Here is a 20,607-nt window from a genome sequence, read left to right as displayed (position 1 = left end):
CGCGGCCAGACCATGCTCCCGGTCAATTTCCTGCGCCCGCTCATCGCCCCCCATGGCGAGTCCATCCAGCCGCTGGTGCCGGGGCACTTTGAAGAGCCCATGTCAACCGCTCCCCGCAACACGGGGACGTCCAAGTGGCGGGTCGGGGGGGCGTTCCCCCACCCCCCTTCCCCCCGGTGGCCGCACCGCGCAACCCCCGGGTCCAGGGCGGCGCCCCGCCGCCCCCCCGCCGGCCCCCCGCCCCGGGATGGGGGAACACCCACAGGCCGAAAACCCGCGCATAGCCCAGCAGCGTGCGCCTCGGGCCGGCCGAAGCGACCCAGCGGCGCCCGGTGGCGACGGCGCGGGCGCCGGCCGAGGCGTTGATCGCGATCTCGCCCAGATCCGTGCCGCCCAGCCCCTGCGTGGCGGCGGCCATCGGATGGACCCAGAGCTCGGGCTTGCCCGACAGCGCGGCGCGGCGGACGATGCCGGGATCGTCGAGCACCGGCGACTGATCGGGCATCAGCCCGACGCGGGCGATCCCGCCGAAGCGGCACGCCTGCTTGTCGACCGCGAACACGCCGAGATCGATCAGGGCAGGAGCGAGCATTCGGCCGCCGAGATCGATCGTCTCGGCATCTTCGGGAATGTCGATCGTGCCGATGGCGGCGATCGTGTCGCCCTGGACAATCAGGCCGCCGTTGGAGACTCCGCCTTTCGGGCAGACCAGCTTCGCGTTGGTGAAGGCGATGCTCATGCCCAGCCCTCCACGCCGCGTTCGCGCCGGGTCAGCACGTCGAGGCAGGCCATGCGGACCGCTACGCCCATCTCGACCTGCTCGGTGATCGCCGAACGCTCGGGGTGATCGGCGACGCTCGAATCGATCTCGACGCCGCGGTTCATCGGGCCGGGGTGCATCACCAGCGCGTCGGGCTTGGCGCGCTCCAGCCGTTCGGGGGTAAGGCCATAGCGCATGTGGAACTCGCGGGTGGAGGGGATGTAGCCGCCGGCCATGCGCTCGTTCTGGACGCGCAGCATCATGACGACGTCGGCGCCCTCGAGCGCGGCGTCGAAATCGGTGAAGGGCTGGACGTACATCCGCTCGATCGCGGCAGGCATCAGCGTGGAGGGGGCGACGACGCGAACCTCTGCGGCGAGTGCGGTAAGGGCGAGCATGTTCGAGCGGGCGACCCGGCTGTGGAGGATGTCGCCGCAGATCACCACGCGCTGGCCGGCGACCGAGCCGCGGCGGCGGCGGATGGTGAGCGCGTCGAGCAGCGCCTGGGTCGGGTGCTCGTGCCAGCCGTCGCCGGCGTTGAGCACCGGGCAATCGACTTTGTCGGCGATGAGCTGCACCGCGCCCGAGCTTGAATGGCGGATGACGATCACGTCGGCGCGCATCGCGTTGAGCGTGACGGCGGTGTCGATCAGCGTCTCGCCCTTCTTCACGCTGGATTGGGCGGCGTGCATGTTGACCACATCGGCGCCGAGGCGCTTGCCGGCGATCTCGAATGACAACAGCGTGCGGGTGCTGTTCTCGAAGAATGCGTTGATCTGGGTGAGGCCCTCCAGCCGCTTGTCGCTCTTGGCGCGGGTGCGGTTGGCCTCGACCCATTGTTCCGCTTCGTCGAGCAGGAACATGATCTCATGCGGCTGGAGCCCCGCGATGCCGGTGAGATGCCGGTGCGGGAAAACGGCGCTGCCCTTTATCTGGGCACCGGGGCGATGATCTGAAGTTTGCATTGAAGCTGCGGCCTAACGGCGGGCGGAACGCTCGGCAATAGCGCGGGTTGTCAGTTTCGCTGAACACAGGCTGTCGGCCGGGGTCACCGTGCGTTCAAACGGCCGGCGCCATCGACCGGCCGGAGGGAAACAAGGAGAAAATCATGACAAGAATGCGGAGGAACAGGATCTGTCTCGCGGCGATCGCGACGCTGCTGGCGGGCGCAGGCCCGGCGATGGCGCAGGACCGCTGGGACTGGAGCGGCGGCCGCCCGGGCGAACGGGAATATCGGCTGACGGGGCCGGGTGTGCGGGTGCTCTATCCCGAATTGCGCGCCGGCAATCGCGGCCGCGCCTTCGTGCTGCGCAATTTCGACCGGGACCATAACGGCTTCATCACCGTGCGCGAGGCGGAAGCCGCGAATCGCGCCTTTGCCGCCATCGCGGGGGCGCGGCGCGACCGGTTCGACTGGGACGCGCGCGATCGCGGCTTCCGGCCCGGGCCGGGGGCAGGCGGCTGGGACCGGCAGGCGATGCGCGACTATCATTTCCGCCAGACCAAGCTCGGCGCGACGCTGACCTTGCAGGAGGATGTGCTGTTCCGCACCGACAGCGCCGAGCTCTTCCCCCGCGCGATCGAGAAGCTGCGGCCGCTGGTGGGCTATCTGCGCGGCAACCCGGGCGTGCGCGTGGCGATCATCGGCTTCACCGATTCGCGCGGCACCGATGCGCACAACCAGGATCTTTCGGAGCGCCGCGCCGAGAGCGTGCGCGCGGCGCTGGAGGATATGGGCGTCACCCGTGCCCGCTTCCGCGTCGAAGGGCATGGCGAGCGCGAGCCGGTCGCCAGCAACGATACGCCGCAGGGCATGCGCCTGAACCGGCGAGTCGAGGTGACGCTGCTGGGGCAACGCGCCGACACTTTCTGAACATCTGCGTCCGGCCGGTTCGCCGGCCGGACGCGGGCTCAGGAGCTGCCCACCAGCCCGTCGATCGCGCCCTGGAGGATATAGGCGGCGGCCATCTTGTCGATCAGCTCGGCGCGTTTCGCGCGGCTGGCGTCCTGTTCGATCAGCGTGCGCTCGACGGCGACGGTGGACCAGCGCTCGTCCCACAGCAGGATCGGCAGGGCCATGTCCTCCAGGTTGCGGGCGAAGGCGCGGGTGGACTGGGTGCGGGGGCTGTCGGTGCCGTCGAGGTTGAGCGGGAGGCCGACGACCAGGCCCTTCACCTGCTGGGCCGCGATCAGAGCGGCCAGTGCGGCCTTGTCCTTGGCGAATTTGGTGCGGCGGACGAGCAGGGCAGGGCTGGCGAAGCTCCACCCCGCATCGCACAGCGCCGTGCCGATCGTCTTGGTGCCGACGTCGAGCCCGAGCAGGCGGCCGCCGGCGGGCAGGGCGGCGCGGAAATCGGAAGGGGCGGTGGTAATCACCCGTCCGCTCTAGCCGGGTTTACCTGAACGCCGCCAGCCGCCGCTCGACGTCCTTGCGGACGTTCGCCCAGAACAGGCTGTAATCGAACACATGGTAGTTGTTGCCCGGCAGCACATACTGGCCGAAATCGGGCGGCGTCGATCCGATCATCAGGAAGCCGCGGCCCTCGCAGCGCGCGGGGACGCGGCCGATCTCCATCCGCGCCGCCTGGAAATTCGTGTCGGGGACCAGCGTGCCGAGATTGGCCTCGGCAGGGGCCGAATCGCCGGGCTTGCCGGTGATCGGATTGGTGCAGACCATCGGCGTCTTGGCGCGCGATTTGCCGGTGAAGCCGGTGGTGGCGTCGAACGTGTCGATGATCAGCGCCGGATCGGCGGGTTCGGCGAAGCTCTGCCATGAGAGGATGCAGCGGGTCTGCTCGGGGGCGGCGCAGGCGGGCAGGCCCATTTTGGGCAGGTCGGCGGTGACCGAGACCGGCCAGCCCACGACGTAGGCCGCGACGACTCGCTTCGCGAGCGGCGTGCCGGCGATTCGATCCACGAGGAGCCGCGACAGATGCAGCGCGCCCTGGCTGTGGCCGGCGAGGATGATCGGGCGGTTGCCGGCTTCCTTCACGAACTGGTCGAACGCGGCGAGCACGTCGCGATAGGCGAAGTCGAGTGCCTGCTGCGCCTGGCGCTTGCTGGTGAGGAACGCACCGAAGGTCGCCTGGCGATAGCGCGGCGCCCAGACCGAGGCGGCGCCGTTGAACGCGCTCGCCTGGCCGCGCAGGAACAGGGCGGCGCGATTGTTGGCGTCGACATTGTCGAGCGGGGCGTTCCAGCGATGCGTGTCGAGGAATGAGGTCGGGTGGATGAAGAACAGCGCCGCCTTGGGCTTGGCGGCGGGAGCGAAGCCGGTCGGCGTCCACAATGCGGGATTGTCGGCCTTGTCGGGGCGGGCGATCCACATATCGGCATGGGTATAGGCCTGGGCGTCGGCGGGCGGCAGCGCGACGACATCGGCCGAAGGCACCATGAACTGGCGCATCAACTGGATACCGTAGAGCCGATAGGCAAACATGGCGGCGACGGCGAGCATTATCAGGACTGCCACGACATAGAGGAATTTCCGGGCCAACCCGTTCTCCATTGTGCAATGCAGCATAAAGCCGCGAAGTTGCAATCGCGTTCCCGTGGGGCACGATTGATAATCATGCAACTGCGCGTGTGGCTGCATGTGCGTCGTTGCCTATGCAGGGGCGGAATGCTAGCCGCCGCTCCATGTCCGTAGATACCGCAACCGTGAAGAAGGTGGCGAGCCTGGCCCGCATCGCGATCAGCGATAGCGATGCCGAGCGCCTCGCGCCCGAGCTCAACAACATCCTTGGCTGGATCGAGCAGCTTGGCGAGGTCGATACCTCGTCGGTCGAGCCGATGACCGCCGTCATCCCCAACACGCTCCGCCTTCGGGAGGACGTAGTGACCGAGGGCGGCCAGCGCGACGCGATCCTGGCGAACGCCCCGCAGGGCGATCATGGCTTCTTCACCGTGCCGAAGGTGGTCGAATGAGCGGCATCACCGATCTGGGCATCGCGGCGCTGCGCGACGGCATCCGCGCAGGCAGCTTCTCGGCGCGCGAAGTGGCGGACGCCTTCATCGTCAAGGTGAGCCGGGCGAAGGCGCTCAACGCCTTCATCGTCGAGACTCCCGACCATGCCATCGCCGCCGCCAAGGAGGCCGACGCCGCGCGTGCGGCGGGCGAGACGCTGAAGCCGCTCGCGGGCGTGCCGATCGGCATGAAGGATCTGTTCGCCACCAAGGGCGTGCAGACCACCGCCGCCAGCCACATATTGGAGGGCTTCAAGCCGGTCTATGAGTCCACCGTCTCGCAGAAATTGTGGGATGCGGGCGCGGGCATGCTGGGCAAGCTCAACATGGACCAGTTCGCGATGGGCTCGTCCAACGAGACGAGCTATTTCGGCAATGTGATCTCGCCCTGGCGGCGCGGCGGCGGCGACAATGCCCCGCTGGCGCCGGGCGGCAGCTCGGGCGGCAGCTCGGCGGCGATCGCGGCACGGATCGTGCCGGGCGCGACGGGCACCGATACCGGCGGCTCGATCCGCCAGCCCGCGGCCTTCACCGGCATTTCGGGCATCAAGCCGACCTATGGCCGCTGCTCGCGGTGGGGCGTGGTCGCCTTCGCCTCGTCGCTCGACCAGGCCGGGCCGATGGCGCGCGACGTGCGCGACTGCGCGATCCTGCTGGAGAACATGGCGGGCTTCGATCCCAAGGATTCGACCTCGCTCGACATGCCCGTGCCCAAATGGGAGCAGAGCCTGTCGGGCAATCTGCGCGGCAAGAAGGTCGGCATTCCCAGGGAATACCGGATGGACGGCATGCCCGCCGAGATTGCGGCGCTGTGGCAGCAGGGCATCGACTGGGTGAAGGATGCCGGTGCCGAAGTGGTCGAGGTATCGCTCCCGCACACCAAATACGCGCTGCCGGCCTATTACATCATCGCCCCCGCAGAGGCTTCGTCGAACCTCGCGCGCTATGACGGCGTGCGCTACGGCTTGCGCGAGCTGGCCGAGGGCCAGAACCTCCAGGACATGTATGCGGCCACCCGCGCGGCGGGCTTTGGCGACGAAGTGAAGCGGCGAATCCTGATCGGCACCTATGTGCTCTCGGCGGGGTTCTACGACGCCTATTACACCCAGGCCCAGAAGGTCCGCACGCTGATCGCGCGCGATTTCGAGCAGGCCTGGATGTTCTGCGACCTGCTGCTGACGCCGACCGCCCCGTCGGCCGCGTTCGCACTGGGCGAGAAGAGCGACGATCCGATCGCGATGTATCTGAACGACGTCTTCACCGTGCCGAGCTCGCTGGCGGGCCTGCCGGCGATGTCGGTGCCGGGCGGGCTCGACAAGGGCGGGCTGCCGCTGGGGCTCCAGATCATCGGCAAGCCGTTCGACGAGCAGGGCGTGCTCGATGCCGGGCTGGCGATCGAGGAACGGGCGGGCTTCACCGCGCGGCCCGAGGCTTGGTGGTGAGGGGCTAGCGGATTTCGTAGAGCGACAGATTCCCCGCCGTCGCGATCCGGCGCATGGTGGCAGGAAGTGGGCGCTTCAGCCGCTCGGCGCCGCACATCAGCACATGGCTGGCATGGCGCTCGGCGACGATGCGCGCGAGCATATCGTCATAGAAAAAGGGCAGGCGTGACAGGCTGACCGCGACTTGCTGCGCCGGAGTCGCCGATCGAAAGACATCGGCGATTCCCTTCAGATCGCTTTTCAGCAGCAACGGCTGCTGGGTGGGATCGGCGAAGAGCGGGGTCGCCGCGCGCTTCTCGATCACCGTGAGCGGCGGGAACATCTGGCAACGCGGGAACAATCCGTCGCGCGAATTCTCCCCGAACACGAGCATGGGCGCGACTATCGCATGGGCGGGAAGATCCGCCGTGACTCGCTCGAAATTGGCATATTGCTGGCGATAGAGGCTCCAGCCGGCATCGAGTGCCGCGAAGCGGACCAGCGTCACCGCGAGCAATGCCAGCTTGAGACGGCCGCCTCCCGCAGCGCCCGGCGCGGTCTCTTGAAGCGAGGCAGCGAATAGCAAGGCGAACAGCAGCGGCATCCGTTCGAAAAGATGGCCAGCACCGAACATGCCGCCTGGCATCACGACCACCAGCAAGAGCGCGAGCGCGAGCGCGGGCAGCGCTGCGGAAACCGTGCAGAGCCACTTGCGGCGAAAGGCCAGGACAAGGATCAGCACCGTCGCCGCGAACAGGAGTCCGTCGAGCCAGGGCCAGGGCGTCTCCGCCACCCGGATGAGCGCTTCGAATCGCCTGGCGATCTGGAGCCAGAGACGCGTCGCCAGATTGCCTTCCTCATAGATGTTGGCAATCAACTGCCCGACGGGCGCCTTATAGGTGTTCGCATGCGAAGTGGGCATGGCGAGGAAGAAGAGGAGCGGCGCTACCGCCTGCGCCGACAGCAGCGCTCCGCCGCGCAGCAGCCGGACCAGCCGCCGGTCAGCGCTGTTCAGCCACAGGCCGAATTCGAGCGCGCCGGCGACAAGTCCGTACAGGCCGAAGGCGAATCCGTGGCAGAACAGGATGAGAAGCGCGAGCGGCGCACATACCGATGTCGCCAGCACGGGGCGGTCGCGCAGCCTTACCCACAATCCCAGCGTCCACAGCGCGATTCCCGTTGCCAGCAGATAGTTGAGGAAGCCCCAGCTCAGGATGAAGCTGTAGCAGAGCGCGGCGGCCAACAGGGCGCTCCACGCATTGATCCGCCCGGTCAGCGACCTGTTCAGAAACAGCGTGCCGCTGATCTGGAGTGCGACGATCACGGTGACGATCAGCTTGGCCAGCAGCAGCGGCTCGATCCAGTGCGCCAGCCATACCGCCGGGACGTCGAGCCCGATATTGGGCAGCAGGTGCCAGTTGGGGGCGTAATTCCTGGTGAGGAACGCATCCCCGTCGATATGCGACAGGACGTAGAAGCGCGCGACGTGATTGTAGAGATCGATGAGCGGAACGACCGGCGTCACCAGGATCGGCAGCGCGAGCGCCACGACCAGCGCCGCCCAACCCAGCTTCGGAATGCTTCCACTCGTCGCCACGCCGCGGCCCTCCCGCGTGTGGGAACCAGCAGCGGGGATCATTTTTTACTCCACGTGAACATCGACGGGGCAGCGTAATTCCAGGCGACGCCGACGATCGCGCCGATCAGGCGGACGGCGTAGAAGCTGAGCCGGCCACGCACGAACCCGCGTTCGGTCAATTTGACACCGAGGTCGTCCACCATGCGCCAAGGGAGCTTCCGCACAAGCGGCGGCAGCCCCTGGATCTGCGATAGGATCGCTGGATCCGATGTGGCCGCGCTGTTCATCGAATTGCGAGCTGCCGGCCGGCGCTCAAGAGACGAAGTCCTATATCTTTAGGTAGAATAAGCCAGGAAAGTCCGAGCGATACGCTGCCGAGCACAAGAAGCCCTGCCCACCATGCGGCGCTGCCAAACGGGAAATTCCTCGAGATAAGGGCGCTGCCAAGAAGGATCATTCCCAGCGCGAGAATATATGGAAGCGTTTTTGCCAGACGTGCGGCCAGCGTCAGCAAGATGATGTCGATGGCATTTCTCAGGATTATGTACAGGGCCACGCCGGAAATGCCATATTCCGTCAGGAGTATGTACAGAATCAACAAGCATGGCGGAATTTCCAGAAGGTGAACCTTGGTCACGATATCGGGACGTCCGCTGCCCTGAAGCCAGGTGAAGGGCACCCACGCCAGAGCGTTCAGCCAGAAGCCGACGAGGATCAGCACCCCTACTTCCGCCGCCGCACTGCCTATGCCGTGGCCCAACCAAAGCTCGAACAGGGGGGGCATGAAGAATATCATCACCAGAACGGGCGTCGAGAGCATCGCGATCAAGAGCGAGGTGGATCGAATGCCGACCGTCTTGCGCTGTTCCTCGGAAGAGGACGGCAGGCTCGGGAAGATCGCTGATAGAAGAGCGTTTGGCAGAATGGTGATGCGTTGGGCGAGCTGATAGGGAACGGTGTAGATCGTCAGCGCGGATCCTCCCAGGAAGGCGCCAATTGCGAAACGGTCTACCATCGCCAGAATGGGAGACAGTATTCCATCGACGAATACCCAGCCCCCGAACCCAAGCAACATCGGTATTTCCGATCGGTTCAGGGTGATGGGTCTTCCGCGTGCCGCGGCCCGGTGCGCCGATCGGAACAGGATGACGATCGCCGCCAGGCGAGCCAGCAAGGCCGCAGCCAACAATCCTTCCAGACGAGGCCCCCATATCCACGCGACCAGAAGGGGGAAGATCTGGAAAAGGACGGTGGAAGTCGTCGATATTACATTCGCTTCGAGAAAACGATTTCTCGCCTGCAGGGTGCCGGTAAGCACTCCGGTTATCGTGGCGATGGGAACTGTAAGCGCCAGGATCGGAAGGCTTTCCAGAATCTCGCTGCGAAGATCCGGGGTCGTTTTGAAATGATGGCCGAAGAAATACCAGGAGAACCCCCAAAGGATCAGGCCGCCTATCACGCCCATCAGGAGATTCAGGGTCGTGGCCGTCCAAAACACGGTCGCGCGGTCTTCAACGGATGTTTCCGGCAGCGACGCCATTCGAAAGGTCGTCGCCCGTCCGAGACCCAGATCGAACAAACCGAAATAGCCTAGAAATAAGAAGGCGATCGAAAGGACGCCGTATCTCTCTGTCCCGATATGATGGATGTATAGGGGGACGGTGACGAGCGCGACCGCAAGGGGAATCAGCGACCCGAGCAGATTATAGGTTGTATTCCGCCCAACGCTCATGAAATCTCTATCCTCTGATCTCTCCATCGCCTGTACTTGCGCGCTTCCCCTTGCGAGCGGAGGCGCTCAAGTTAAGCTTCAGGCGAGGCGCCGTGACAAAGGCCTCTAGATTTCCGGTCATATTCGAATTGGCACCCGACGGGACGTTTCGAGAAATAGAGGGAGTATCTGCTGCCCGCTCCAAGGTTTTCTGGCGCCAACAAGAGAGGGGATTTCGTGGAGATCATTTCTTATTCCACGTGAACATCGACGAGGCGGCATAATTCCAGACGACGCCGACGACGGCGCCGGCGATCCCGGCCAGCCACCAGCGATAATGCATGTTGTAGATGAGTTCGCCGATGCCGATGTTGCCGATCGCGCCGATCAGGCAGACCGCGTAGAAGGTAAACAGGCCGCGCACGAACTTCGCGCCGCGCAGGCGCATGTCGCGATAGGTGAAGCTGTTGTTGAGGACGAAGTTGAACGTCATCGCGGTGAACACGGCGATCGACTGACCGATGCGGAAGTCCACGGCGATCAGCCGCACCAGCGTGCCCAGCGTGGCGAGATGGACGAGCAGGCCGAGCCCGCCGACCGCGGCGAACATCAGGAAGCGTACCGGCACGATATGGCCGAACATCTTCTCGAGCAGCAGCGCGCCGAATTCCTGGGCTACCTTGCTGTCGAGCTTGCTCTCGCCCGCGACGCGCGAACGGAAGGTGTATGGAATCTCCGCGATCCTGAGCTTGCGCGGGACCGAGGCGACCATGTCGAGCAGGATCTTGAAGCCGACCATCGAAAGGTTCGGCAGCGCCTCGACGAAGACTTCGCGCTTCACCGCGAAGAAGCCGCTCATCGGATCCTTCACATCGTTCTTGAGCAGGATGTTGGACAGGCGAGTCGCGAACTGGCTGATCTTGACGCGCGATTCGTCCCATTCGCCGGTCGAGCCGCCTTCGGTGTAGCGCGTGCCGATCGCGAGGTCGTTTCCGTCCTCCACGATCGCGGCATAGAGCTTCACCAGTGCCGTCTCGTCATGCTGCATGTCGCCGTCGATCACCGCGACGACGGGGGCCGCGCTGCTCAGCATGCCCTCGACCACCGCCGAGGAGAGCCCGCGGCGACCGACGCGCTGGATCACGCGGATACGGCGATCGATCCGGGCGATCTCGCGCACCCGGTCCGAAGTGCCGTCGGCCGAATCGTCGTCGACATAGACGGCTTCCCAGTTCAACCCGGCCAGTGCCTGATCGAGCTTGGCGGCCAGCGGCGCGACATTCTCCGCCTCGTTGAAGGTGGGAATGATGACGGTCAGTTGCAGCGACGGTATTGCCGGCGTCGCAGTGGAGGCGCCGGCGGTGCCGCTTGAAAGCTCAACTTCGCCGTCCATCAGGCATCCCCCCGGATGTGCTGCTCAATAATAATGCGATTAGCCGCCACAGGATTAACGTCCTTTCGTTCGGCATATGCTGGCGGGATTACATGCGCCGCGCCGACCGAAAGATGCGGCTTTGCTAGTCTGGGCGAATCAAAGCTGCAAGCCGCTATTGCGGTGCAGCGTGGGACAGTTGGGGCAATTGTACGGGCGAATCTTCACCCCTCCATTCGCAGCGGCTTGCCGCGCGTCGCTGCCGGGCGCATTTGCACGCTGGACCTTGCCTCGGCGACGCGCGATAGGCGATCCAACTCCCTATCCCTATTTCGTGAAGAGCAATGGCGACCAGTTCCACCTCCAGCTACCGCATCCAGGGCGACACCGGCGAATGGGAGGTCGTGATCGGCCTCGAAGTCCATGCCCAGGTCACGTCCAAGGCCAAGCTGTTCTCCGGCGCGGCGACCGAGTTCGGCGCCGAACCCAACAGCCAGGTCTCGCTGATCGATGCGGCGATGCCGGGCATGCTGCCGACGCCCAACAAGGAATGCATCCGCCAGGCGGTGCGCACCGGCATGGCGATCGGCGCGGTCATCAACAAATGGTCGCGCTTCGACCGCAAGAATTATTTCTACGCCGATCTGCCGCAGGGCTATCAGATCAGCCAGCTCTACCATCCGCTGGTGGGCGAGGGCCGGATCGAGATCAGCCTGGACGAGAAGGATCCCGAGGCCGAGGTGAAGACCATCGGCATCGAGCGCATCCATGTCGAGCAGGATGCCGGCAAGCTGATGCACGACCAGCATCCGACGCGCTCCTATGTCGATCTCAATCGCGCGGGCGTGGCGCTGATGGAGATCGTCAGCCGTCCGGACATGCGTTCGCCTGCCGAAGCAGGGGCTTACGTCAAGAAGCTGCGTTCGATCCTGCGCTATGTCGGCTCGTGCGACGGCAATATGGAAGAAGGCTCGATGCGCGCAGACGTGAACGTCAGCGTGCGCAAGCCCGGCGACGAATTCGGCACGCGGACCGAGACCAAGAACGTCAATTCGGTGCGCTTCGTGATGGCGACGATCGAATATGAGGCGCGGCGCCAGGTCGAGGTGCTGGAGAGCGGTGGGCGGATCGTCCAGGAGACGCGGCTGTTCGATCCCGACAGGAACGAGACCCGCTCGATGCGCTCCAAGGAGGATGCGCACGACTATCGCTATTTCCCCGATCCCGACCTGCTGCCGCTGGAGCTGGACGACGCCTTTCTCGACGCATGCGAGAAGAGCCTGCCCGAGCTGCCCGACGCCAAGCGCCGCCGCTACGAGACCGATCTGGGGCTGAGCGCCTACAACGCCGCGGTGCTGACCGCCGATGTGGAGACGGCGCGCTGGTTCGAGGCGCTGCTGGCGGAGAGCGCGCGGATCCAGGCCAAGGGCGAGAACCAGGTCGCGCGCGCGGCGGCCAACTGGCTGATCTCGGACCTCTACGGCGCGCTCAACCGGCTGGGCAAGGACGTCGATGAGAGCCCGGTCAGCCCGATCCAGGGCGCCGAGCTGCTCGCGCTGGCGGCAGACGGCACGCTTTCGGGGCCGCTGGCCAAGCAGGTGTTCGAGATCATGCTGGAGACCGGCCAGAGCGCCCCGGCGATCGTCGAGGAACGCGGGCTCAAGCAGACCAGCGACACCGGCGCGATCGAGGCGGTGATCGCCGAGGTGCTGGCGAAGAACCCGAACCAGCTCGAACAGTATCGCGGCGGCAAGGAAGCGCTGTTCGGCTTCTTCGTCGGCCAGACGATGAAGGCGATGGCCGGCAAGGCCAATCCTGCGGTGGTGAACGAGCTGCTGAAGAAGGCGCTGGGCTGAGCGGGGAGGGACGGATGCTGCGCGGATTGCTGTTGCTGATTGCCGGGCTGCTGGCGTTTCCGGCGGCCGCGCAGACTCCGGCCGCGCCGCCAACAACGGCACGCGTCGCGCTGGAGACCAGCGCGGGGCGGATCGTGATCGAGGTGGAGACGGGCAAGGCGCCGATCACCGCGCGCAATTTCCTGCGCTATGTCGATGCGAGGCGGCTCGACGGGATGCAATTCTATCGCACGGTGAAGGTCGCGGACCATTTCGGCTTCGTCCAGTTCGGCGTGCAGAACGCGCCGGCGCGCATCTATCCGCCGATCAAGCATGAGCCGACGACGCAGACCGGCCTCAAGCATCTGGACGGCACCATCTCCACCGCCCGTTTCGCGCCCGGAAGCGCGCGCGGCGAGTTCACGATCAGCCTGGGCGACCAGCCTTCGTTCGACGCCGATCCGGCCAAGCCGGGCGACAATCTCGGCTATGCCGCATTCGGCCGCGTGGTCGAGGGGATGGACGTGATCCTCAAGATATTCGACGCGCCGGTCTCGCCCGACAAGACCGTGCAGGGTGGGTTCAAGGGCGAGATACCCTTGGCGCCGGTGAAGATCATGACGGCGCGGCGGCTGCCGCTCTAGCGCTCGCGCAACTCCATGTAGAGATAGGCGGGATCGAACTCCGCCACGGCCTTCAGCGCCTTGAAGTCGGTGATCGAGACGCGGCCGCCGCGGAATTCGATCATGCCGCGTTCGCGCAGGTCGCGCAGCACGCGGTTCACATGGACCGAAGTGAGGCCCAGGCATTCGGCCAGCTCGGTCTGGGTGAGGGGGAAGGCATAGCCGGTCTCGTCCGCCAGGCCGACGATCTGGAGCCGCACCTGGAGCTCGCAGAACAGGTGCGCGGTGCGCTCCAGCGCCCGCCGCCGGCCGAGCGACACTTCCCATTCGCGGTGGATGGCGGCGTCGAGATTGGTCGAGAACCAGAAGACGCGCGTCAGATGCGGATAATTCTCGGTGATCTTCATGATCCGGTCGTGCGGCGCCTTGGCGATCCTGCACGGCGTGAGCGTCATCACCGAATGGTCGAGATGCTTGAGCGTGAAGCCGTGGAGATCGGCGAAATCGCCGGGAACGTGGATATGGGTGATCTGGCGCTGGCCGTCGCGCAGATCCTTGTAGCGGCAGAGGAATCCTTCGAGCAGGAGAGTCGAATAGGTCAGCTCCTCCCCGCGACGGGCCAGCGTGCGATCGGCGGGATAGTCCACCACCTCGCTGATGCAGTCGCGAATCGCCGCCTCTTCCTCCGCGCTTATCTCATCGCGCAGGCGAAGCTTCATCAGATGCTGTGCGATCATCGGCCCCCGAGGTGTGGCAGGAAACAGTCCTTCGAATCGGTCATGCTATGGGCTGTCCGGGCGCGATGCCGGGATCATTGTCCGGGTGCGGGGCGGGCACATCGATATCGGGCGCGGGCGGAACCAGTTCGGGCGGCGGCGCGACAGGCTGGCCCGGCATGGGCGGGGGCGCGGTCTCGGGGGGCGGAATGGTCGGCTGTATCGGAGGTTCGACGGGCATGGATGGCTCCTTGTTCCCGCCTCAACGCCGGATCGTGCGCCGAAGTTGCTTGTGACTTGCCCCCGCGACCCTTGCTGCTATAGAGCCCGCCGACCGGCGGTGTCCCCTGCGGGCGTGGCGGAACTGGTAGACGCGCTGGATTTAGGTTCCAGTATCGAAAGATGTGGGGGTTCGACTCCCTTCGCCCGCACCAGTCTCGCCACGGCTGATGTGCGGAACACCGCAATTTCCGATTCTTGCTAGAAGGCCTTTGGAATGCAGACTGTCGAGACGTTGAACGAGGGCCTGAAGCGCGCCTACACGCTGAAGATCACCGCGAAGGATATCGATTCGCGAGTCGATGCCGAAGTGAAGCGCGTCGCGCCGCAGGTGAAGATGCCCGGCTTCCGTCCCGGCAAGGTGCCCACCAATCTGGTGCGCAAGATGCACGGCGAGGCGCTGGCGCAGGACGCGCTCAATAGCTCGATCCAGGAAGGCATCCAGCAGCTGCTCGTCGAGCACAAGCTGCGTCCGGCGATGCAGCCTTCGGTGAGCCTGGAGGGCGATTACGAGGCCGGCAAGGACGCCGAGATCAAGGTCGAGCTGGAAGTGCTGCCCGATGTGCCGACGCCGTCGATCGACGGGCTGAAGCTCGAGCGCCTGACCGTTCCGGCCGATGACGCCGCCGTCAACGAGCAGCTTCAGCAGCTCGCCGGCCAGCAGAAGAACTGGGAAGACGCTCCCGCCAAGCACAAGGCGGCCGAGGGCGACCAGGTGACGATGGACTTCGTCGGCAAGACCGAGGACGGCGTCGCCTTCGAGGGCGGCACCGGCACCGACATGTCGGTCGAGATCGGCACCGGCCGCCTGATCCCGGGCTTCGAGGAGCAGCTCGTCGGCGTGAAGGCCGGCGACGAGAAGACGATCAGCGTTACCTTCCCGGAGGATTACGGCGCCAAGGATCTGGCCGGCAAGCCCGCGACCTTCGATCTCAAGATCACCGCGGTCAAGACCGCCGGGGAGACCAAGATCGACGACGATTTCGCCAAGGCGCTGGGTCTGCAGGATCTGGAGCAGCTCACCGGTCTGCTGAAGGGCCAGATCGAGCAGCAGCTGAACGGCCTGACCCGCACCTATATGAAGCGCAAGCTGCTCGATCAGCTCGCAGCGGGGCATGATTTCCCGGTGCCGCCGTCGATGGTCGATGCCGAGTTCCAGCAGATCTGGCATCAGCTCGTCCACGAGACCGAGCATGAGGCCGATCCGGCCGCGGCGCTGGCCGAGCTGGAGAGCGAGCGCGACGATTATCTGAAGATCGCCGAGCGCCGCGTGCGCCTGGGCCTGCTGCTCTCCGAGATCGGCACCGCCAACGGCATCGAAGTGACGCAGCAGGAAATGAACCGCCTCGTCGCCCAGGCCGCGCAGCAATACGGCCCCGAGGATCGCCAGCGCTTCATGCAGTATCTGCAGCAGGAGCCGATGGCCGCAGCCCAGCTCCGCGCGCCGCTGTTCGAGGACAAGGTCGTCGACTTCCTGTTCGACAAGGCCGAGGTCAGCGACCGCGAAGTGACCCGCGAGGAGCTGGAAGCCGCGATCGAGAGCGACGAGGGCTTCGACACCGGCACGCACAGCCACGATCACGACAATCACAAGCCCAAGGCGAAGAAGGCGGCCAAGAAGGACGCCGATGCCGATGCCGGGGAGGCCGATGCGAAGAAGCCCACCCGGGCCAAGAAGGTCGAGAAGGCCGATATCGAGCCCGCCGCGCCGGGCGATGAGCTGGTCGAGGCAGAGCCGGTGAAGAAGGCGGCCACCAAGAAGGCACCGGCGAAGAAGGCCGAGGCCGCGGAAGCCGAGGAGGCTCCCGCCAAGCCCGCCAAGAAGGCACCGGCCAAGAAGAAGACCGACGCCGAGTAAGGATTTCGAAGGGCCGGGGCGAAAGCTCCGGCCCTTTCGCTATCAGGCGGGTTTCAGGCGAAGACTTCGGCCAGTTGCGGTTCCGCCAATTGCGATTGCGCGTCGGAAATCCGGCGGAGCATGAGGATCGCGACGACGGCCAGCGGCACATCGACGGCGGACTGGATCCAGAACGGTGCGGTTCCCGAATCGGGCTGCCCCGAAAACATCCTGCTCGCATAGCCGACGAATCCGGCGAGCAGCCATAGCGCCCACCAAGTCGCGACCAGAGCGCTGCCTTCGGCATAATGGGTTTCGCCATGACTGGCGTTCCACAGTTCCCGCATGCCCTGGAACGGCTTGAACAGGCAGGCGACCGGAACCAGGAACCACCAGATCCGCGAAGCCGGCGTGAATTCGAGATCGTCATATCCTGCTTCGACCAGGTTCCTGCCCGCGACATAGATCCATCGGCAGAACACGACGATCGTCAGCAGGCCGAAGATCACGGTGCCGACATCGAGCTGGTTCGCGATCGGCGTGACGTTGGCCGCATAGCCCTCCGGAAATGCCAGCGCGGCCAGCAGGATGACCGGCACCGCCAGCGCGTCGAGAACGATCATCGCGCTCAGGACGAGCGTCAATACCCGCAGGCTGCGTCTTTCCATTGCTTCCCCCTTTTGCCCCGGACGCAGATCAGCATGGCGCATGCTGGAGGGGAAGATAAAAACTATCGAACCACGGTCGTTTCGGCCCTATGTCGAGATGATGAATCCCACCGTTGCGGTCCTTCTGCCCTGCTATAACGAGGAAGCCGCGATCGCGCAGACGATCGCCGGTTTTCGTGCCGCGCTGCCCGGCGCGGTCATCTATGTCTATGACAACAACAGCCGGGATCGCACGGTGGAGGTGGCTCGCGGTGCTGGTGCCGTGGTCCGCACCGAGCGGATGCAGGGCAAGGGCAATGTCGTGCGGCGCATGTTCGCCGATGTGGACGCCGATATCTATGTGATGGCGGATGGCGACGCGACCTATGATGCGAGCGTCGCGCCCGAGATGGTCCGGCGGCTGCTCGACGAGGGGCTCGACATGGTGGTGGGTGCGCGGATCGAACAGGAGACCGCCGCCTATCGCCGCGGCCATCGCTTCGGCAACCGCGCGCTGACCGGCATCCTGGCGCGCCTGTTCGGCCGCAGTTTCAGCGACATCTTCTCCGGCTACCGCGTCTTCTCGCGCCGTTTCGTGAAGAGCTTTCCAGTGCTTTCTGCGGGTTTCGAGATCGAGACCGAGATCAGCGTCCATGCGCTGGAGCTGAAGATGCCGGTCGGCGAGATCGAGACGCGCTATTTCGCACGGCCCGAGGGCTCGGAATCCAAGCTGAGCACCTATCGCGACGGTTTCCGCATCGCGCGGACCATCACCGCGCTCTACCGGTTCGAACGGCCGATGCTGTTCTTCGGCGTGATCGCCGCCGCGTTCGCGCTGGTCGCGCTCGCGCTCGCGGTGCCGTTGATCCTCACTTATGTCGATACGGGTCTGGTGCCGCGCTTTCCCACCGCGATCCTGGCGACCGGGCTGATGATCCTGGTGTTCCTCAATCTCTTCACCGGATTGATCCTCGATACGGTCGTGCGCGGCAGGCGCGAGATGCGGCGGCTGGCCTATCTGGCCCAGCCCGCTCCGGTGCTGGATTGATGGGCGAATGGGATTTCGTCCCATCCGGAAACAGCCGGGGTCTTTACATTTGGCTGATTGTTGCTGCGTTCGTGGCTAGGATAGCCTCGGATGGTTGGGGACTCGGAACCGTTTTCCGGCGCTGATCCTTCGGGGGAAGATTGGCATCGATGGACCGCAGCTCCGGTGCGCTGTGAAGTCGTTCGGCCTGGGCTCGTCGTGCTGGTGCCCCCGAAGATCTGAAGGGCCGGGACAGCGTGCCCGGATTCGGGAAGTCACGGGTCGATGGGGGCGTTCATGCGAAGTGTCACGAATTGGGTCGATCGTCTCGAGTGGAAAGGCATTTCCCTCAAGCTGCTCCTGCTGCCGCTCGTCTTCGCATTCTTCGCGGCCTGGTGCACCATTTCGCCCACCGCTCCCAACGTAATGACGCGCATCGGGCTCACCCATTCGATCGTGGCCCATGGCACGCTGACGATCGACGAGATCGCGGCGTTCGAAAAGGACCGGGCCTTCTTCAAGGGGCATTATTATTGCGACAAGGCGCCGGGCGTCAGCCTGATCTGCACGCCGGTGGTGTGGATCGCCAATCTGGGACTCGATCTGGCGGGGCAGAGCGATGCGCTGGTATCGCCCGACAACAAGCGCACGCCGCGCTATTTCGCTTCCGCCTTCGCTTGTTTGTTCGGTGCCTTGATTCCGCTCAGCGCCATCGCGGTGGTGCTCTTCTACTCCAGTGCGCTCCGGGCGGGCGTGGAGGCGGGCGTCGCCAGATCCGCCACGCTGATCTTCGCCTTCGGCACGCCCTTTCTGTTCTGGTCGACGGTGGTGTTCGGCCATGCGACCGCCGCGGCGCTGCTTTTCATCGGCTTCGCGCAATATTGGTCGACCGGGCGCTCCCGGCGTGTCGATGCGTGGGGTATGGTTCTGGCCGGCTTCGTCCTGGCGCTCGCGATTTGCGTGGAGTTCCTGGCCGCGCCTGCCGCGGCGGGCATCGGATTGCTGCTGGCTACGCGCGATATCCGTTCGGGGGGAGCGCACCGCTTCCTGGAGGGCGCGCTGCGGCTCGCGGCGGGTGGGGTGCTGCCCCTTGCCGCGCTGCTCCTGTACAATTGGGGCGCTTTCGGATCGCCCTTCCATCTCGGTTACAGCTCCCTTGACGGATGGGAGGGGATGAAGACGGGGTTCTTCGGCATATCGGCGCCCGATCCCGCGGTTCTGGGCGCGCTCATCTTCGGTACCTATCGCGGTATCCTATGGCTCTCTCCGGTCCTGGCGCTCGCGGTCTATGGATGTGTCACGCTGCTATGGAAGCCGGCCTATCGCTATGTCGGGCTGCTGGCCCTGCTGATCGCGACCTATTATTTTCTGGTCAATTCCGGCTATTTCTATTGGGACGGCGGCTGGTCGACGGGGCCGCGCCATGTCACGCCGTCCTTGCCGCTCCTCGTCTTCGGTCTGGCACTCGCTTATCGCGACTTCTCGCGGCCGCTTCGCATGCTGACGATCGTGACGGGCATCTACAGCCTGATCGTGGTTCCCTTGTGCGCCCTGATAAATGTGCGGGCGCAGAATGACGGGTTGCCGATGCTCACCGGGCATATCTTTCCCGATCTGTTCGCCGGGAACAGCCAGATGTTCCTGGTGCATATCGGGCTTCCCTTCGGCATCGCGATCGCGATTCCCGTCGCGGTGCTGCTGGTCTTTTTCTGGCTCTTCAGGCCGGGGATGGGGGAGGGGATCCGGCGGACCTGATCTGCTCCGGATCGATCAGGCTCCGCGCGGTCGCCAGGATCGCCTCTTCGGTCGGACGCGGGGTCCAGCCGAGTACTTCCCGGGCCTTCGCATTGCTCGCGCTTGCCTTGATGCCCAGGCGCGGCACCGCCTCGCGTGCGAGCGGATTGAAAACCGCGAGCAGCCGGATCACCCAGTCGGGAAGCTGGTGCCGGGGCACTCTCGCCGCAGCCTGGCCGAGATGCGCGCGCAGCACCATCGCGATCTCGTGGAACGACATGGATTCGCCCGCCACCGCCAGGAAGCGCTCGCCGCTGGCCCTCGGATCGGTCATCGCGCGTAGCTGGAGATTGGCGACGTCGCGCACATCGACGACCCCGAGATAGAGGCGCGGCGTGCCCGGCATCCTGCCTTCCAGCATCGCCTTGACCAGCCAGATCGAGGTCGAGAGATCGCCGTTCAGCGCGGGCCCGAATATGCCGACCGGATTGACCACCGCCAGCTCCATTCCTCCACCCTCGCGAGCGATGAAGTCCCAGGCAGCGCGTTCGGCCAGCGTCTTGGACTTCATATAGGGCTGGACGGCGGGGCCGTCGGGATCGGTCCAGTCCGCTTCGGTATAGGGCGTCGCGCGCTGGCCGTGGCCATAGCCGATCGCGGCGAACGAGGAAGTGACGACAGCGCGCCGTACGCCCGCATCGCGCGCGGCGCGGAGCACCCGGAGCGTGCCCTCGCGTGCCGGACGGATCAGTTCGTTCTCGTCCCTGGGCTGCACGGGCGGGAAGGGCGAGGCGACGTGCTGGACATGGTCGCAGCCGAGCGCGGCCTCGTCCCAGCCTTCGTCCCTTTCCAGATCGGCGGCGAAGAAGGCGAGACGGTCGCCCGCATCGGCTCCGGCGCGACGGAACGTCTCGCGCACCTCCGCCTCGCGATCCAGGTTGCGGACGGTCGTGCGGACCCGGTGGCCCTGGGCCAGCAACTGGAGGATCACATGGCCGCCGACAAAGCCCGAGCCGCCGGTGACCAGGATGGTATAAGTCGCCATGCGGATGTTCTGGGCGCTTCGCCCGAACGCGGCAATGCTCGGCGTTCACTGCGTT

20 protein-coding genes, 1 tRNA gene and 1 pseudogene are annotated in these 20,607 nt (G+C 65.4%); 11 read left to right on the top strand and 11 right to left on the bottom strand.

What is annotated here, in order from left to right:
* Window positions 1–93, top strand: a pseudogene (locus HB724_RS20440) (polyhydroxyalkanoate synthesis repressor PhaR); the annotation flags it as partial.
* 328 nt (window positions 94–421) lie between these two features.
* Window positions 422–847: a hypothetical protein gene (locus HB724_RS20700; RefSeq protein WP_346344673.1), complete on the top strand. Its 426-nt coding sequence runs from the start codon at window positions 422–424 to the stop codon at window positions 845–847.
* On the opposite strand, the gene HB724_RS06060 is transcribed toward HB724_RS20700, so the two are convergent.
* A complete protein-coding gene (locus tag HB724_RS06060) occupies window positions 736–1,725 on the bottom strand; it encodes an aspartate carbamoyltransferase catalytic subunit (RefSeq protein WP_213980007.1) in 990 nt (329 codons plus the stop codon). The genes HB724_RS20700 and HB724_RS06060 overlap by 112 nt on opposite strands.
* Before the next feature lie 143 nt (window positions 1,726–1,868).
* Between HB724_RS06060 and HB724_RS06055 the strand changes: the two genes are divergently transcribed.
* Window positions 1,869–2,633 carry an OmpA family protein gene (locus tag HB724_RS06055; protein WP_213980006.1) on the top strand — a complete coding sequence of 255 codons (765 nt, stop codon included), beginning with the start codon at window positions 1,869–1,871 and terminating at the stop codon, window positions 2,631–2,633.
* 38 nt (window positions 2,634–2,671) lie between these two features.
* Here HB724_RS06055 and ruvX read toward each other — a convergent pair whose 3' ends face one another.
* Both ruvX and HB724_RS06045 read right to left on the bottom strand, forming a co-directional pair.
* A complete protein-coding gene (ruvX, locus tag HB724_RS06050; protein WP_213980005.1) occupies window positions 2,672–3,136 on the bottom strand; it encodes a Holliday junction resolvase RuvX in 465 nt (154 codons plus the stop codon).
* Window positions 3,137–3,155: 19 nt separating this feature from the next.
* Window positions 3,156–4,256 (bottom strand): DUF3089 domain-containing protein, encoded by a 1,101-nt coding sequence (locus HB724_RS06045; RefSeq protein WP_213980004.1) that lies wholly within the window; start codon window positions 4,254–4,256, stop codon window positions 3,156–3,158.
* A gap of 143 nt (window positions 4,257–4,399) precedes the next feature.
* Here HB724_RS06045 and gatC point away from each other — a divergent pair, with 143 nt between their 5' ends.
* Together gatC and gatA are read left to right on the top strand one after the other, a co-directional pair.
* Window positions 4,400–4,687, top strand: a complete 288-nt coding sequence (gene gatC, locus HB724_RS06040) for an Asp-tRNA(Asn)/Glu-tRNA(Gln) amidotransferase subunit GatC (RefSeq protein ID WP_213980003.1) — start codon at window positions 4,400–4,402, stop codon at window positions 4,685–4,687.
* The gene (gene gatA, locus HB724_RS06035) at window positions 4,684–6,168 is read left to right on the top strand and encodes an Asp-tRNA(Asn)/Glu-tRNA(Gln) amidotransferase subunit GatA (protein WP_213980002.1); all 1,485 of its coding nucleotides are present in this window, start codon (window positions 4,684–4,686) and stop codon (window positions 6,166–6,168) included. Before gatC ends, gatA begins: the two co-directional genes overlap by 4 nt.
* Window positions 6,169–6,172: 4 nt before the next feature.
* Here gatA and HB724_RS06030 read toward each other — a convergent pair whose 3' ends face one another.
* The 4 genes from HB724_RS06030 to HB724_RS06015 form a co-directional block, all read right to left on the bottom strand.
* Window positions 6,173–7,744, bottom strand: a complete 1,572-nt coding sequence (locus HB724_RS06030; RefSeq protein WP_213980001.1) for a hypothetical protein — start codon at window positions 7,742–7,744, stop codon at window positions 6,173–6,175.
* A gap of 38 nt (window positions 7,745–7,782) precedes the next feature.
* The gene (locus HB724_RS06025) at window positions 7,783–8,013 is read right to left on the bottom strand and encodes a hypothetical protein (RefSeq protein WP_213980000.1); all 231 of its coding nucleotides are present in this window, start codon (window positions 8,011–8,013) and stop codon (window positions 7,783–7,785) included.
* Window positions 8,010–9,458, bottom strand: a complete 1,449-nt coding sequence (locus HB724_RS06020) for a flippase (RefSeq protein WP_213979999.1) — start codon at window positions 9,456–9,458, stop codon at window positions 8,010–8,012. The genes HB724_RS06025 and HB724_RS06020 overlap by 4 nt, the downstream gene beginning before the upstream one ends.
* A gap of 223 nt (window positions 9,459–9,681) precedes the next feature.
* Window positions 9,682–10,830: a glycosyltransferase family 2 protein gene (locus tag HB724_RS06015; protein WP_213979998.1), complete on the bottom strand. Its 1,149-nt coding sequence runs from the start codon at window positions 10,828–10,830 to the stop codon at window positions 9,682–9,684.
* Window positions 10,831–11,153: 323 nt separating this feature from the next.
* Here HB724_RS06015 and gatB point away from each other — a divergent pair, with 323 nt between their 5' ends.
* Together gatB and HB724_RS06005 are read left to right on the top strand one after the other, a co-directional pair.
* Complete coding sequence (gatB, locus tag HB724_RS06010) at window positions 11,154–12,665, top strand: Asp-tRNA(Asn)/Glu-tRNA(Gln) amidotransferase subunit GatB (protein ID WP_213979997.1); 1,512 nt, start codon at window positions 11,154–11,156, stop codon at window positions 12,663–12,665.
* 14 nt (window positions 12,666–12,679) lie between these two features.
* The gene (locus tag HB724_RS06005; protein ID WP_213979996.1) at window positions 12,680–13,288 is read left to right on the top strand and encodes a peptidylprolyl isomerase; all 609 of its coding nucleotides are present in this window, start codon (window positions 12,680–12,682) and stop codon (window positions 13,286–13,288) included.
* Here HB724_RS06005 and HB724_RS06000 read toward each other — a convergent pair.
* Window positions 13,285–14,004: a Crp/Fnr family transcriptional regulator gene (locus HB724_RS06000; RefSeq protein WP_213979995.1), complete on the bottom strand. Its 720-nt coding sequence runs from the start codon at window positions 14,002–14,004 to the stop codon at window positions 13,285–13,287. The genes HB724_RS06005 and HB724_RS06000 overlap by 4 nt on opposite strands.
* A 40-nt stretch (window positions 14,005–14,044) precedes the next feature.
* Window positions 14,045–14,224 (bottom strand): hypothetical protein, encoded by a 180-nt coding sequence (locus HB724_RS05995; RefSeq protein WP_213980017.1) that lies wholly within the window; start codon window positions 14,222–14,224, stop codon window positions 14,045–14,047.
* 108 nt (window positions 14,225–14,332) lie between these two features.
* On the opposite strand from HB724_RS05995, the gene HB724_RS05990 reads away from it, so the two are divergent.
* Both HB724_RS05990 and tig read left to right on the top strand, forming a co-directional pair.
* Window positions 14,333–14,417, top strand: a tRNA-Leu gene (locus HB724_RS05990).
* A gap of 62 nt (window positions 14,418–14,479) precedes the next feature.
* On the top strand, window positions 14,480–16,120 hold the full coding sequence (gene tig, locus HB724_RS05985) for a trigger factor (RefSeq protein ID WP_213979994.1): 1,641 nt from the start codon (window positions 14,480–14,482) through the stop codon (window positions 16,118–16,120).
* Window positions 16,121–16,173: 53 nt separating this feature from the next.
* Here tig and HB724_RS05980 read toward each other — a convergent pair whose 3' ends face one another.
* Window positions 16,174–16,767, bottom strand: coding sequence for a DUF4328 domain-containing protein (locus tag HB724_RS05980; RefSeq protein ID WP_213979993.1), 594 nt, complete (start codon window positions 16,765–16,767; stop codon window positions 16,174–16,176).
* Window positions 16,768–16,867: 100 nt separating this feature from the next.
* On the opposite strand from HB724_RS05980, the gene HB724_RS05975 reads away from it, so the two are divergent.
* Both HB724_RS05975 and HB724_RS05970 read left to right on the top strand, forming a co-directional pair.
* The gene (locus tag HB724_RS05975) at window positions 16,868–17,794 is read left to right on the top strand and encodes a glycosyltransferase family 2 protein (RefSeq protein ID WP_213979992.1); all 927 of its coding nucleotides are present in this window, start codon (window positions 16,868–16,870) and stop codon (window positions 17,792–17,794) included.
* Window positions 17,795–18,070: 276 nt separating this feature from the next.
* On the top strand, window positions 18,071–19,528 hold the full coding sequence (locus HB724_RS05970) for a hypothetical protein (RefSeq protein WP_213979991.1): 1,458 nt from the start codon (window positions 18,071–18,073) through the stop codon (window positions 19,526–19,528).
* On the opposite strand, the gene HB724_RS05965 is transcribed toward HB724_RS05970, so the two are convergent.
* Window positions 19,491–20,552 carry an aldehyde reductase gene (locus tag HB724_RS05965; protein WP_213979990.1) on the bottom strand — a complete coding sequence of 354 codons (1,062 nt, stop codon included), beginning with the start codon at window positions 20,550–20,552 and terminating at the stop codon, window positions 19,491–19,493. The two genes, HB724_RS05970 and HB724_RS05965, sit on opposite strands and share 38 nt — an antisense overlap.
* Between the last annotated feature and the right edge of the window lie 55 nt (window positions 20,553–20,607).

Source organism: Sphingomonas sp. dw_22 (assembly GCF_018449795.1).
GTDB lineage: Bacteria > Pseudomonadota > Alphaproteobacteria > Sphingomonadales > Sphingomonadaceae > Sphingomonas.
The sequence above is the reverse complement of the archived record's forward strand: the minus strand, read 5'-3'. Positions and strand labels throughout refer to the sequence as shown.